At 59.9% G+C, this 14,301-nt stretch carries 10 protein-coding genes and 2 pseudogenes; 5 read left to right on the top strand and 7 right to left on the bottom strand.

Annotated features, from left to right (window positions below):
• Positions 1-972: a hydroxymethylglutaryl-CoA lyase gene (locus tag C7T36_RS23080; protein WP_084702821.1), complete on the top strand. Its 972-nt coding sequence runs from the start codon at positions 1-3 to the stop codon at positions 970-972.
• A 1,243-nt stretch (positions 973-2,215) separates the two neighbouring features.
• A complete protein-coding gene (locus C7T36_RS23070; protein ID WP_162487748.1) occupies positions 2,216-3,433 on the top strand; it encodes an MFS transporter in 1,218 nt (405 codons plus the stop codon).
• A gap of 182 nt (positions 3,434-3,615) precedes the next feature.
• On the opposite strand, the pseudogene C7T36_RS23065 reads toward C7T36_RS23070, so the two are convergent.
• From C7T36_RS23065 to C7T36_RS23030, 7 genes and pseudogenes are all read right to left on the bottom strand, one after another.
• A pseudogene (locus C7T36_RS23065) lies at positions 3,616-3,966 on the bottom strand (cation acetate symporter); the annotation flags it as partial.
• 116 nt (positions 3,967-4,082) lie between these two features.
• Positions 4,083-4,943 carry a sulfurtransferase gene (locus tag C7T36_RS30270; protein WP_045067768.1) on the bottom strand — a complete coding sequence of 287 codons (861 nt, stop codon included), beginning with the start codon at positions 4,941-4,943 and terminating at the stop codon, positions 4,083-4,085.
• Positions 4,940-6,340, bottom strand: coding sequence for an NtaA/DmoA family FMN-dependent monooxygenase (locus tag C7T36_RS23050; RefSeq protein ID WP_045067767.1), 1,401 nt, complete (start codon positions 6,338-6,340; stop codon positions 4,940-4,942). Before C7T36_RS23050 ends, C7T36_RS30270 begins: the two co-directional genes overlap by 4 nt.
• On the bottom strand, positions 6,337-7,707 hold the full coding sequence (locus tag C7T36_RS23045; RefSeq protein WP_045067766.1) for an LLM class flavin-dependent oxidoreductase: 1,371 nt from the start codon (positions 7,705-7,707) through the stop codon (positions 6,337-6,339). The genes C7T36_RS23050 and C7T36_RS23045 overlap by 4 nt, the downstream gene beginning before the upstream one ends.
• A complete protein-coding gene (locus C7T36_RS23040; RefSeq protein ID WP_045067765.1) occupies positions 7,704-8,678 on the bottom strand; it encodes an ABC transporter substrate-binding protein in 975 nt (324 codons plus the stop codon). The genes C7T36_RS23045 and C7T36_RS23040 overlap by 4 nt, the downstream gene beginning before the upstream one ends.
• Positions 8,679-8,734: 56 nt before the next feature.
• Positions 8,735-9,598, bottom strand: coding sequence for an ABC transporter permease (locus tag C7T36_RS23035; RefSeq protein WP_052683542.1), 864 nt, complete (start codon positions 9,596-9,598; stop codon positions 8,735-8,737).
• A complete protein-coding gene (locus C7T36_RS23030; protein WP_239654734.1) occupies positions 9,595-10,395 on the bottom strand; it encodes an ABC transporter ATP-binding protein in 801 nt (266 codons plus the stop codon). The genes C7T36_RS23035 and C7T36_RS23030 overlap by 4 nt, the downstream gene beginning before the upstream one ends.
• A gap of 1,051 nt (positions 10,396-11,446) precedes the next feature.
• Between C7T36_RS23030 and C7T36_RS30265 the strand changes: the two genes are divergently transcribed.
• The 3 genes and pseudogenes from C7T36_RS30265 (at position 11,447) to C7T36_RS23020 (ending at position 14,110) form a co-directional block, all read left to right on the top strand.
• Positions 11,447-11,596 carry a hypothetical protein gene (locus C7T36_RS30265; protein WP_181317502.1) on the top strand — a complete coding sequence of 50 codons (150 nt, stop codon included), beginning with the start codon at positions 11,447-11,449 and terminating at the stop codon, positions 11,594-11,596.
• Positions 11,597-11,877: 281 nt separating this feature from the next.
• Positions 11,878-12,205, top strand: a pseudogene (locus C7T36_RS23025) (transposase); the annotation flags it as partial.
• A 255-nt stretch (positions 12,206-12,460) separates the two neighbouring features.
• Complete coding sequence (locus C7T36_RS23020; protein ID WP_045067762.1) at positions 12,461-14,110, top strand: NAD-dependent malic enzyme; 1,650 nt, start codon at positions 12,461-12,463, stop codon at positions 14,108-14,110.
• Positions 14,111-14,301: the final 191 nt, after the last annotated feature.

The raw sequence follows: 14,301 nt of genomic DNA, 5'->3' as shown, positions 1-14,301 counted from the left end.
ATGACTACCTCGTCAGCCGATGGCGATACGGTGTGGCGGCCGGTGCCCCACGAATTCACCGACCCCACACTGCCCAGCGCCGTCCGAGTGTATGAAGTCGGACCCCGCGACGGACTACAAGCCGAATCGGCCACCGTCCCTATCGAGGTCAAGGCCGAGTTCTGCCGTCGCCTGGTCGTTGCCGGTGTCCGATCGCTCGAGGTGACGAGTTTCGTTTCCCCGAAATGGATCCCACAACTCGCCGATGCGGAAGAACTCATGGCGGAACTCGACTTACCGGACACTGTCCGTCAGGTCGTACTGACCCCGAATGTGCGCGGGCTCGAACGTGCGCTCGCCTCAGGTGCTAAAGAGGTCGCCGTATTCGTCAGCGCCACCGAGACTTTCGCCCGCAAGAACCTGAACACCACTATCCTCGGCGCGCTCGACAATGCGCACCGGGTAATCGCAGGTGCGCAGTGTGCCGGCGTCGGCACCCGCGGATACATCTCGATGTGCTTCGGGGACCCATGGGAGGGGAAGGTCGATCCTCGCCGCGTCGCCGATATCGCCGCGGAACTGATGGCCATGGGATGCTCGTCGATCTCGCTCGGCGACACGATCGGTGTCGCCACCCCAGGGCATGTCCGTGCGGTGCTCGACGCAGTCTTGGAGAAGGGAGTTCCAGTCGACTCGATTGCGGGGCATTTCCACGACACCTACGGCCAAGCGCTCACCAATGTCTATGCGGCATTGAGGTTGGGGGTCACTGAATTCGACACTGCAGCAGGGGGTTTAGGTAGGTGCCCGTATGCTCGCGGGGCGACGGGCAACCTCGCCACCGAAGAGTTGGTGTGGATGCTCCACGGTCTTGGCATCCGTACAGGTATCGACCTCGATGTACTCACGGACACCTCGCAATGGATGGCCCTGCATATCGGGCATCCCAGCCCGTCTCGCGTAGCAACCGCACTGACCGCAGCCCGCTCTTAGTGTCGTCCTCGATGTCCTCAGGTCACTAATATGCGGGTACAAGGGAGCATCGAATGAGTTGTAGGAGCTCCTGAACGGGTTCCCTTCGGGCGCGACGGGTGTGTACACCGAATACTTGTCGGGACTCCTATAGATTGGCCCTGCCATTCCTCGACCTTCCGTCGCTGATCACCGATGGGGTGTCGTGCCGAGTACACCCCATCGGTCAGTCGAAGTTTGGTCGGCGCATTGCTTGGGTCTCCTTTGGTGGAGGCAAGTCCGATCCGCAGCGTTCATCCGAACGTGCAATGGTCCATCGGGAACGCATTCTGGCGCTTGAAGATGTTGTTGTACAGCCTGATTCAAGATAATTCGCAGACTCCGATTCGTTGCAAGACCGTAGCAACTCTGACTGCTCTCGGTCCGCTCCACTCAGATCGAGTTTCTCGAAAAGTACGTCGCCGCAGCCTTCGGGCTGTGCCCACAGACGGTGATGGTCACGGCATAACGGCCTGAGGCCCTCGCTGTGCCTGCTTCGACCGCACACCCCAACGTTCAAGGTTTGACGAACCTTCTTTGCAGGATGCAAGTTCGAAGTGTTGATCATCTCCGTTAGTCCGACTTGACGACAGCAGTGGCACAGGACGTTGGCGTTGCCGAGCGGTGATGAACGGCCGAGTCAACTCGACATAGCAACGGGTGCCTTCGAATGCGCAGCGCGGAAGGAAACACGCTGTGCGAGTTCGTGACGAGAACAATTCGAGGGCAATCGCATGATTCCTTTCGGATAGCGGATGTAAAGACCGTTCTCCAAAATTGCTCTACGCGAGGGATGTTCGAAATCGCATCTCGGCTTCATCGTCGACGCCAATATCCTCGCGCGCAGTTTCTCCGCCCATTGATATGAGCATGAATGACGCTGGAACATCCTGTCCACCAGCCGGACTCCCGAGCGTGGACGTGTTCTGATGACCATACGGGGCAGTGTGAGATCTACCCATTTTCTGTAGCAATTGACGTGCGAATCGCCCGTTCCAAGGGGTGGTTGCCGACCGTAAAGTGACCATTACCACACGGCGGGTGGTCTTCATCGTGACTCATCAAGGTAAATAGACCCAGATGGCCGTACCCCTGCCCCTTGCCAGGAAGTAATTACATGGATGCGACACCGTTGTCCGAGCAAGTCCCTTCATCAGTCGGGAAAAATCAACAGACCGAGACGAACTCTCAGCCGAGTCGTATGCGCGCGATTGTCGCGTCTAGCTTGATCGGTACGACGATCGAGTGGTTCGACTTCTTTGCCTATTCGACCGCTGCGGCGCTGGTTCTGAATGCTCTTTTCTTCCCTACCTACGATCCAGTTGTCGGCACCGTTCTGGCGTTCGGTGGTATCGCAGTCGGCTACTTCGGTAGGCCCCTCGGTTCTGTCGTGTTCGGGCATTTCGGGGACAAGATCGGACGCAAATCAATGCTTGTCATCTCACTTATTGCGATGGGTGGGGCGACGTTTGCGATCGGACTATTGCCCACCTATGAGGCAATCGGTGTTGCAGCACCGATTCTGCTCATGGTCTTGAGGTTCGTTCAGGGATTTGCGCTGGGCGGGGAGTGGGGTGGTGCTGTCTTGATGGTCGTCGAGCACTCACCTGAGAAGAAACGAGGACTGTTCGGTAGTGCTCCACAGTCAGGTCTCGCACTCGGTTTGACCCTGTCGACGCTAACCTTTCTGGCGCTCGGGCAACTGCCCGATGATGACTTTGCGAGTTGGGGTTGGCGAATTCCGTTCCTGCTCAGCGCCACACTGGTTATCGTGGGGCTTGTTATTCGACTCAAGATCTCAGAAACCCCAGCCTTCAAAACGCTTCGAGAGTCGGGCACACGAGTCGACATGCCCATCGTTGAGACGCTTCGGAACCATTGGAAGCCGGTTCTGCTTGCCGCGCTGTGTTTTGCCAATGTGGGTGCGATTTTCTACGCGCTGTTCACATTCAGTATCACCTACGGCACCACATACATCGGGCTCTCCCGCAACACGATGCTCCTGGTCGCTGTCGCCTGCTCGGTCGTGGCTTTCTTCGGGATTCCAGTAGCCGGTGTGTTGTCCGATCGGTTCGGACGTAGGGCTGTGTTCATGACTGGGATCGTGCTAACCATCGTGATCGCCTTCCCCATGTTCTGGCTGATCGACAGTGGAAGTGTTCTATTGACGGTGACCGGTTATTTGCTGGCCACGGTCGGGTTCTGTGCGTCATACGGAACTTTAGGCGTCTTGTACGCGGAGGCGTTCACTGTATCGATTCGCTACACAGGTATGTCTTTGGCATTGGGCATCGGAACGGTTCTCGGATCTGCATTCGTGCCGATCATCTACCTTGAGCTGTTGTCGATCTTCGATGGCTCGTGGGCAATCAGCCTCTATATCGTGTTGACGGGCGTGATTTCGGCGTTCGCGGTTCGAGCTTTGACTGCCGATCAAGGTTGAACCGACGTGGTACGGATGGGCGGTTCGGGCTATCGGATTCCTATCAAGGGGCAGTCGCTCCGTTCTTGGGATAGTAACTTCGAACCCCGGTTAAATCTCCGTGCGACGGTCTTTCTCAGCGGAAAGACGCGATCATGCGCGTCGGTTCCATTCAGGGACGGATGCCTCTATGACGGGTCGGGCGTCGGTGCTGCGAGGTTTCCGCCGGCGCCGACTCGTTCGGTGCCGTTGGGCCCGAGTATCGCTGCGGCCCCGAATCCCATCACAATGACAATCAGATAGAACATGCTGCACAGTCCGACTGTCCAGCCGATCGAATTCGGGCTGTGCCGGCATCCGGGACAGTGACGAAGCGGATCAGGATGTGTGGCCATGCCGGCGGTGCCGAGTGCAAATGCCAGTGAGTAGGAGACCAGGTTGAGTGCTCCGGTCTGGCCAGAAATCAGACCAGGGGAGAGGATCGCGTCGCCCGCTGCCGCATTTTCAGTGGCACCGGAGAGCATTCGGGGCAGGCTGAAACCGAATTTGGTGAGGCACGCCTACGCCGACTCGGTCGCCCTGCGGATACAACCCGGCGATGGCGCCCTGTGTATTCTTCCCGTCTCAGATGTATTCGGATTCAACACGGCGCTGGCGGGTGTACCCGTCGTCAGAGGCCGACAACGAGTGGGGCGTTCACGTCGAGCACCCATTCGTTGAGCGACCCGTCGTACACCCTCACGTTGCGGTACCCGAGCAAAGTGAGGGCGAAGGCGTCCAGGCTCGCCGAGATCCCGCCACCGCAATAGGTGATCACCGGCTCGTCCTGGTCGGCTAGTTCGTCGAATTGTGTTGTCAGTGCAAGAGTTCCGGTCTGAGGGGAGAGCATGTCGGCGGCGGGCACCGAGACAGATCCCGGTATGCGACCAGGACGGCCACGAAAACCGCTGTCTACCTCAGGGTTTTCCGGCGGGAGGGCGCATACGAGCGTTCCGCGTAGTTCTCCGTTGACGACGGCCAGGACATCGGCGCGCTCGACGAAGAACCCGTCGCGTGGCTCTGCGACAAAGATCCCGGCGTCGACCGGCGCTGCGAGCCCTGATTCCAGGGTGTGGCCGGCCGCCTTCCACGCCTGTAGGCCGCCGTCGAGCACTGCGACTCGGTCGTGGCCGAATGAGCGGAACAACCACCACAGGCGTGCAGAGAACGCATTGATGGCATTGTCGTACAGTACTACTCGGGAGTCCGGGCCGATTCCGAGTGCGCGTGCTGCAGTCTGGAATCCGTGGGAATCCGGGCGCGTGAACACCAACTGCGCGTCAGGGGAGGAGAACGCTTCGAGCAGGTCTGCGAATCTTGATCCCGGGATATGCTCGTGTTCGAAGCTTTCTCGGCCGCTGCGCCATTCGACGCCACCGCCGCTACGGGCGACGCTCAGCACAGTGGTGTCGATTGTGATGATATCGCCTTCCGGCAGTGTTGACGCAAGCCATTCGGCGTCGACGAGTGCGGGTAGTTCGTTGACGCTCACGCTGTTTGTCCCGCTAGGTTGTGGGCGCGGCGGCCTGGATGGTCGATCGGCAGCTGGGGGCCGGTGCCGGTCAGTTTCTCGCGTAGCGTCCTCGCAATTGAATGGTCGGTGGCGGGGATTACGAGTAGTCCGCGTGCGCGTAACTCTGGCACGACGTACTGCACGAAATCGTCCAGGCTGTGCTGGCGCAGCATGTATGCGACGTTGAATCCGTCGACTCCAGTCTCGTCTCGGAACCGTTCGAGCTGGTCGGCGATCTCGGCACCAGTTCCCAACTGCACGTTTCCTTCTCCGCCGAATGCATAGGCGCGTAACAGGTCTCGTTTGGTGAAGCGGCGCCCGGACCGGCTCAGTCGGCGCAGGTAGTCCGCTGTGTGCTGGGATGTCTGTCCCTTGACAGGCAGGTCGTCGAGATTGATCTCGCCGGTATTCGGCAGCGCATCCACGTCGATGCCTGCCCATTGTTTCAGCACGAACGCGGCGCTCCCTTCGTCGTGGTGATCGACGAAGTCCTCGTATTTGCGTTCCGCATCGGCGCGGGTTGGGCCCACCACCGGAATGATGCGAGGGAGGAAGCGCAGGGATTGGGGGTCGCGCCCGTGCTTCTCGGCGCGATTGCGTATGTCCGACACAAGGAACGAGGTTTCCTCTGCGCTTGCGGCGTTGAGGTATACGACCTCGGCGTGAGTCGCCGCGAACTCGCGGCCTCTCTCACTGGATCCGGCTTGGAACAGCACCGGTGTACGTTGCGGAGACGGTGCGAATACGGGAATCCCCTGAACCGAGAATCGAGGGCCGCGGTGGTCGACCGGTCGGACCTTGTCGGAATCGATGTACACGCCACTGGCCGCATCACGGCGCACGGCGTCGTCATCCCAGCTGTCATTCCACAATGCGTAGGCGACGGCGAGGAACTCGTCACCTCGGTCGTAGCGATCGTCATGTTCGAGTAGGTCTGCGAGTCCGTGGTTGAGCGCTGCCTGACGGGCGTTGGTGGTCACCATGTTCCAGCCCGCACGGCCGCCGGTGAGGTGATCGAGCGTTGCAAACTTTCGGGCCAGCCGATAGGGGTGGTCATACGTGATCGAGGAGGTGACGACGAACCCGAGTCGCTCTGCTGCCCGCGACATTCCCGGAATCAGGTAGGTCGGGTCGATACGTGGCCCGAACCCCTGACGCAACTGATGTTCGTGTTGGGAGGGTATGTCCGAGCCGACCGAAGGCATGTCGGCGATAAACAGTGCTGCGAAGCCGGCGTCTTGGAGTTGTCGTGCCAGGGCGTTCCAATAGCTGGGCTTCTTGAACAGTTCCGGCTCGAAGTCCGGGTGGTTCCACAAACCGCTGTCGGCGGCCGGGCCGGCCTGCTCGACGTAGGTGAGAATAAACGGTTTGGTCATGGTGTCCTCACTGCTGAACTCGCCCGGCGCCCCGGGTGGTTGTCGGGTAGGCCCGGACCCCGGCCGGTGAGCTTCTCACGCAGGGTTCCAGCGGCGTATTCGGTCTGCACTCTGCCTCGCTTCTGCAATTCGGGAACGACGTGGTCGACGAAGTCGTCGATGGTCCCGGGTTGGACGACCGATGCCACATTGAATCCGTCGGCGCCGGTGAAATCGATGAATTCTTCGAGTTCGTCGGCAACCTCTTCAGGTCCACCGATTGTCAGCGCACTGGTGCCGAATGCGAAAACCTGGGCGAGTTCGTCACTGGACCAATCGCCACCAGGCTTCTGACGCCTTAGTGATTCGACGAGACCGCGCGTATCGGACTTGGACGCAATTCCCAGTAGTTTGTCCTCGCCGGCTTCGGCGAAATCGATGCCGGTCCATGCTCCGAGTAACGTGAAGATGCCGTCGGTGCTGGAGAAGCGCAGAAAGTCCCGAAAACGACGGTGCGCGTCAGCTGTATCGGCGCCGACGATCGGTGTGATCTTGGGGAAGAACAACACCGAGTCGGGATCGCGGCCCAGTTTTTCAGCCCGCTGACGGACGTCGTCGACGATGAATTTGGTGGCCTGCATGGTCGGTGTATTCAGGAAGACAGCTTCGGCGTGCGCTGCGGCGAATTGTCGCCCCCGCTCAGAGCTTCCGGCCTGAAAGAGAAGCGGAGTGCGTTGGGGCGTCGGATCGATGGTATGTACACCCGGCACTGAAAACCATGTGCCGCGGTGCTCGATTCCCTGCACGAGTGCGGGGTCGGTGTACACACCAGCGGCCTTGTCGATGACAACCGCGTGATCTTCCCAACTGCGTTCCCACAGTTCGTATGCGACGTCGAGAAACTCTTCGCCTCGGGCGTACCGATCTTCGACGTCAACCTGTGTGGAATGCCCGTGCAGTCGGGCCGCACTGTCGAGATTCGAGGTCACGATGTTCCATCCGACGCGACCCTCGGTGAGAAGATCGAGCGTCGAAAGGGTTCGGGCAACGGTGTACGGGTTCTCGTACGTCGTCGATACCGTGACTGCAAACCCGAGGTGCTCGGTCACTTCTGCCATCGCCGGCACCAGATAGGTGGGGTCGTGGATCGGTACCTGGATCGCCCCGGTGAGCGCCGGCGCCGGGTTCCCGTGGTACACGTCGTAGAGGCCGAGCATGTCGGCGAAGAACACGGCGTCGAACCGGCCGCGTTCGAGGGTTCGGGCCAATCGAACCCAGTAATCGAGGCTGGTGAATTCGTGCGCATGGTCGTCGGGGTGTGCCCAGAGCCCGGGCGAGACGGTGGGTCCATTGACGGTAACCGCGTTGAGGCGGATGCGTTTGCTCATGACGCGGGCAGGAAATCGGTGGTCCATGCGCCGTCGAGGGCGCTACGGTCGGTGACCGTTCCTTGCCTCAACTGCAGCTCGTAGATCGCGTCCCAGCGTTCCTGGGTCTGCCAACCGAACTGGTGCGTGTCGGCGTCGCCGCTCCAGATGTACGGAACCTGTGCTGTGAATTCGGCGACGATGTCCTCAATCGAGCTGTCCTCGATGTAGGCGGAGAGGATGTCGGCGGCCTTCTGCGGCTCGTCCCGAATGAAGTCCCAGCCCTTGACTGTGGCAGCGACGAACTTCTCTACCAGTTCCGGATTGTCGTCGATCAGTTTCCGTGTAGTGAAAAGAACACTGCCGTAATCATTTTCGGATATCCTCGGAATCGTTCCCACCGTGATGCCCTGCGCTGTGAGGGTTGCCGGCGTCGATGTTGCGTAGCCCTGCGCAACAGCATCCGTATCGGCTGCGAACGGCGCGTAGCTGCCCTGGAACTGCACCGGGCTCACCTTGTCGAGATCGAATTCCTTGACGGTGAGTTCCCAGTCACCCGAGGACGGCTGGGTGTAGACGGTACGCCCGTTGAGGTCCGCGAGGGTCTTGATGTCTGCTCCGGCGTGGTACACGTACACAGCAGGACTCTTTTGCAGGGTCGGCGCCAGAGCGACGACGTCGATCCCCTTCTCCCTCGCCTGCAGGAGCGGGCCGCCGTATTCGAGGCCGAAGTGCGCGCCGCCACCGGCGACGATCTTGACGCTCGACGCCTCGGTGCCACCGGGTTGCACGGTGACGTTCAGACCCACGTCGTCGTAGTAGCCGTTTTCGAGGGCGATGTACGCGCCGGCATTAGTGGGTTGGGCGAGCCAGTCGAGGGCGATGGTGACGTCAGTTTCGGAGTTATCGGCGGTACCAACGGCGTTGGAGCAGGCGGACAGCGTGAGTGCTGTTACGAGTACGAGCGGAGCGAGCAGACGTGTGCGCTTCATGAGAGTTCTTTCGGAGCAGTGGGTGACGGATGTAGACCGGCAATGAAAGAGGCCGGTCAGGAGGCGGAGGACATTTCCGATTCGTGCCATGACGAAAGGAGGAGTCGGCCGAACCATTGGACGATTTGGAAGAACACGATTCCGAGTGCGGCACACGCGAGGCCTGCCGCGAAAAGTAGCGGTGTTTCGAATCGGCTGGCCGATTTGGTGATCAGAAAACCGAGGCCTGCTCGGCCGCTTCCGATTCCGGAAATGTATTCGGCGACGATGACGCCGATGACCGACATAGTGCTCGATACGCGCAGGCCTCCGACGATGTACGGCATGGACGCGGGGATCCGTAGCCTCACCAGGGTTTGCCACTTCGACGCATCGAGTAGCGCGAACAACTCGACCATCCGCCGGTCTGCGGAACGTAAACCGATGAGCGTATTCGACAGCACGGGTACGAACGCCATGATCGTGGCAATGATAACCACCGAGGTCTGGGTGACTCCAAACCAGATGATGATCAGAGGTGCCGTCGCAATACTCGGGATCGTTTGCAGCAGAATCGCATAGGGGTAGGCGCTGAGTTCGATTATGCGGTGACTCGATAGCAGGAATGCACCGAGAATCCCCACTGCGGCACTGACCACGAATGCAACCACAGCTTCGGTTCCTGTGATGACGAACGCGGACAGGATCAACCCGGCATTCTCTGTCGCCGCGTCAAGTACGTCCGACGGGGCGGGGAAGAGGTACTCGGGAATCTCGCGAACCGTGCATACGACCTGCCAGAGAGTGATGACCAAAACAGCCAACAGAAGCGGAAACACTATGGGAGCCAAGTTGATACGCCTCGATGTACGTCGACTGGGGCGCGCGTGTTCGGACTGCGAGGGTTCGATCGAGTCCGCGATGTCAATGCTGATGGTCATATCGCTATCCGTCCGGCATTGTTCTCGAGCGCTGCAGAGATACGGGAAACGCTCGCGGTGTATTCGGAATCGCTGCGCACCTGATCGGCAGGAAGCGCACCAACCGGATTGTCGAATTCGGCGACGACGCGGCCGGGCCGGGAGCCGAGGACAGTGATCCGAGTGGACAGGAACGCCGCCTCGAAGACGTTATGGGTCACGAAAACGACAGTGAGACCAGGGGTGTTCTGCCAGATCTTCTTGATTTCGGCTTGCAGGTCTTGACGTGTGATTTCGTCGAGCGCTCCGAAAGGTTCGTCCATGAGCAGCAAGCTCGGATCGAGGGTGAGTGCGCGAGCAATCGACACACGCATCCGCATACCGCCCGAGAGGTGGCGAGGCAGGTCACGCCTGCGGTCCGCGAGGCCGACGACGTCGAGGGCACGGTCAACCGCTGCATTGATCTCCTTGCGTGGGCGGCCGGCCAGGCTCAGGGGTAAGGCGACGTTCTTGTGCACGGTAGCCCACGGCAAGAGCGTTGCGTCCTGAAATACGTAGGCAATTCGGCCACTACGTCGAGCCTGCTCAGGCGCGGTGCCGAAGACCGAAACGTCACCTGCAGTTGCGGTGTCGAGAGCAGCGATCAGTCGCAGGACAGTGGACTTGCCGGAACCGGACGCGCCCAGCAACGACACGAATTCCCCGGCCGCGATATCGAGGTCGAGGCGCTCGAGTGCTGTGGTGCCGGTGGAGAAAACCTTCTCCACACCGGACATGCTCACGACATGACGTGTGTGGGCGTAGCTGTCTGTAGTCACCGGTTGCTCCTCTCTCGTCCACGTCGGCTCGCATTCGATGCACGAGACGGTCCTCCACCCGAATGTAGGTGGAGCACAGTGGTGGTCACGCGAGAGTGTGTAGCTCTTGCCCCCTCAGTCCGGTTGTCGACCGAGAGCTGGACACGCACTGGTGGAGCGCGCATCGGAGTAACGTCACCGTAAATTCCAGCAGGCATCGAACCTACGAGGCCTACTGGAAGAAAAGAATAAACGGGTGGTTGCCCGAATGTAAGCTCTGAAATCAGGCTGATTGGAAAGCTGGCCGGATTCGGAGATCTCAGCGTCTGCCAAGTAACGCTCCCCGATTGAGCCTCACATTCCCCGGGGCAGCAGCGGGGTATTCATGAAACGTGGTACCGGATCGGTGAACTCAACGTCTGCACGCGTCTGGTGCTGCCGGAGGTCGGCATGAACTCAGCACGGCAGAAACCGAAAACTCGGCGGAGGAAAGAACAGCCGTTCGTCCCCGACACCAATCATCAACTCTCGAAAAGTTGTTCAGACAACCCGCCGATCGTCGTTTCGAGACAGAAAACCTCTGAACGGATCGGGTATGGCGTGGAAAGAAACACCTTAGGCAACTCGATTGGTGGGAAACGCCCAACTGCGGGGCTTCGTCACCTACAAAGCGAGAAAGCAAATCGGATCTCGCAGTGCAAAATTCCGCCGCCCACTGGTCGCGGACGGCTCATGGGGAACACGACGCAGCCCGCAATATTGCTTCGCTCGCCCCCGTACGGTCAGGGCGCATTGTCAACCCGTTTACCGCACCGCGCCTCTCGCCGCCGGTAAGAAGGTGAGCATCAAATCCGGCCCTTTAGATCCGAGCAGTCGATCCTTGAGCCAGTTACTCCTAGGAAAGAAGTCTCCTTCCTGATGGATTCGCAGAGCGACGAACGGTGTAGCTCCTCAGAGTGAGGGTTCTTCGTCACCACATAGTTGACGAGTCAGTCACACCAACGGGCTCGCTTCACCGAATCATCACGTCAATCTTGTCACGCTCGAACGCATTTTAGATTGAGGAGATCACATGGCGAAAACAGATCACGGCGACGACGCCCCGAAGGCTGGGCATCCGGGCCCGACAGACAAGGGTGGGAACGGAGGTATGGCTACGCGCGAGCAGGCGGCTGACTCGGTTCCGAATTCAACTGATGAAAAGGACGAGCGTCAGACGTAGTTCGAATCGATCAGTTGCCTTGAATCTCGACTTTCGTTGTGGCGGTGCGCAAGAATCGCCGGTTGTATGCCGGTGTTGGCGTCGCACTGAAAAGAGTGCGCCTCGGTGGGAGCAATTGACGGGTCATCACACCCACCTGTGGTCGAAGACTTGATTGGTCAGGCGTTGGAGTGATCGGGTTTCCCGTCGGCGGGGTAAACCCGAGAGGATTTCGCGACGCTGATTCTAGCGTTTTGAGGGAGCTCACCGGTGCTCGTGGTGGACCTTTTGCGCGCCGGTGGGAGAAGATCGACAACCCGCGTCACGAGGCGAAGGATCGCGTCCGGATGGCGAAAGCGCAACGAGCGCTGGCGAAAAAAGAGAGAGGGGTCCGCAAACCGGGCGAAGGCCCGGTTCAAGGTTGCGAAAATCTATGGGCGCGTTGCCGATCGGCGACGCAACCATCTGCGCACACTCTCCACTCGACTGGTGCGCGAAAACCAATTGATTGCCGTCACGAGGTTGAGCCTGCGGAACATGCTGAAGAACCGCAGTTTGTCTCGGGTGATTTCGGATGCGGCGTGGTCAGAGTTTTGGCCGATGCTCATATACAAGGCTGGTTTGTATGGCTTCGTTGCTCCGTGGAGTCACTAAACGGTGGCGGTCTGAGAGAGGCACCAGGGCGGTCTCTTGTGAAGGGAGCACCACCGTCGATAGCAGTTCACACTGCGAGCAACCCTGATACGCCAGCCGGGACAGTTCAGTCAACCTGTGGGCAGCGCAGCGACTGCGGGGTTAGATTTGACTCCAATTGAGGTCAGTCATTGGCGCCGGACTGTCACCTGAAGGGTCCACTGGCGGTCCTCCCGACGGATGGGGGAGAGCATGGATGAAGCAAAGAAGATTCTTCGCGACGATGCGGTGAACCGGGGAACTGCATTCACACAAGAGGAGCGTGCATCACTTGGCCTGGTAGGGCGGTTGCCATCAGCGGTCGAGCCCCTTGATCAGCAGGCGAGACGCTCATACGCACAGTTGCAAAAGCAGTCAACGGATCTCGCGAAGTACATCTACCTTGATTCGCTCCACGAGCGCAACGAAGTCTTGTACTACCGCGTGATTGCGGATCACCTCTCGGAATTGCTGCCCGTCGTGTACGACCCGACCATCGGGGACGCGATCGAGCAGTGGTCACAAGACTACCGCCAGTCGCGTGCAGTGTACCTGTCGATCGATCACGTCGACGACATCGAAATTGCCTTCGCCACAATGGAATTGGGTCCGGATGATGTGGACCTGATCGTCTGCTCCGACGCTGAGGAGATCCTCGGGATTGGGGACTGGGGCGTCAACGGTACCGACATCGCCGTGGGGAAACTGGCGATCTACACCGCCGCAGCCGGCATCAACCCCAGCCGCGTCATCGCGGTGAATCTAGATGTGGGGACAAGCAACGAAGCGCTCCTCAACGACCCGTTCTACCTTGGGAACCGACACAGTCGCGTCCGGGGGGAGAAGTACGACAAGTTCATCGGAACCTACCTAGGGACAGTGGAGAAGCTCTTCCCGAAGGCACTGCTGCATTTTGAGGACTTCGGCCCCTCCAATGCCCGCCGTATCCTCGTAGACCACGCCGACAAGTACCGCATTTTCAACGACGATCTTCAGGGAACCGGCGCCATCGTCATGGCGGCGGTCATCTCGGGGCTGAAGGTCACCAAACAGACGTTCGCGGATCAACGACTTGTCATCTTTGGCGCTGGCACCGCCGGCACGGGCATGGCCGACCAGATCTCCGCCGCGATGAGCCGCGCCGGGCTCAGCGATGACGAGGCCCGCGCTCGAGTGTGGCTTATCGACCGCGACGGCTTGGTCACCGACGATATGCAGGACCTGCCCGACTACCAGCAAGCCTATGCCCGGCCAGCACACGAACTCGCCGATTGGGGCGGGCGCCCTATCGACCTTCTGACGGTGGTCCAGCACGTCAAACCCACCATCCTGATCGGCACTTCGACCGCGCACGGAGCTTTCACGCAGGACGTCGTAGAAGCGCTCAGTGGCGGGGTTGAACGCCCCATCTTGCTGCCGCTCTCGAACCCGACCAGCCGTATAGAGGTCATGCCCCAGGACGCCATCTTGTGGTCCAAAGGGCAGGCGTTGATGGCGACCGGGATACCGATCAAACCGGTCGAATACAACGGCGTCACTTATCGGATCGGTCAATGCAATAACGCTCTGCTCTATCCAGGCCTAGGCCTTGGCACGATCGTGTCCGGTTCTCGTCACGTAACCGATGGCATGCTCCTTGCAGCTGCGGTCGCGGTCGCCGGTCAGGTGGATGTCTCGGAGCGGGGAGCGTCCCTCCTCCCCGACGTCGAAAACCTTCGTGCCTCGTCCGCGACGGTGGCTGTGGCGGTCGCGAAGGCAGCAGCCGATGACGGCGTCGCCACCGTGACCCACGACGACTTGGTACAGGCCGTTCAGGATGCGATGTGGCTGCCTGTGTATCCGGCCACCCCTCAAAACAGCTGATCCTGGACAACTCAGATAGGCAGGTTGCCGATTTCTCCTAATGGCGAAACAACGCGTCGAGATGCTGCGTTAATCGGTTGGCTATGGGAGGTGAAGTTGCATCCGGGTGGCGGCCACACCGCCTCTCGGCGCGAGGCTCGGCGTGTTGACTACCTGGCACGTTGTCGCTGTTGAGGCATGGCCTGGTGTCA

The sequence above is a fragment of the Rhodococcus sp. AD45-ID genome, from assembly GCF_003023755.1.
GTDB classification, from domain to species: Bacteria; Actinomycetota; Actinomycetes; order Mycobacteriales; family Mycobacteriaceae; genus Rhodococcus_F; species Rhodococcus_F globerula.
Note: the sequence above shows the minus strand (reverse complement) of the source record. Positions and strands in the feature narration are given on the sequence as shown.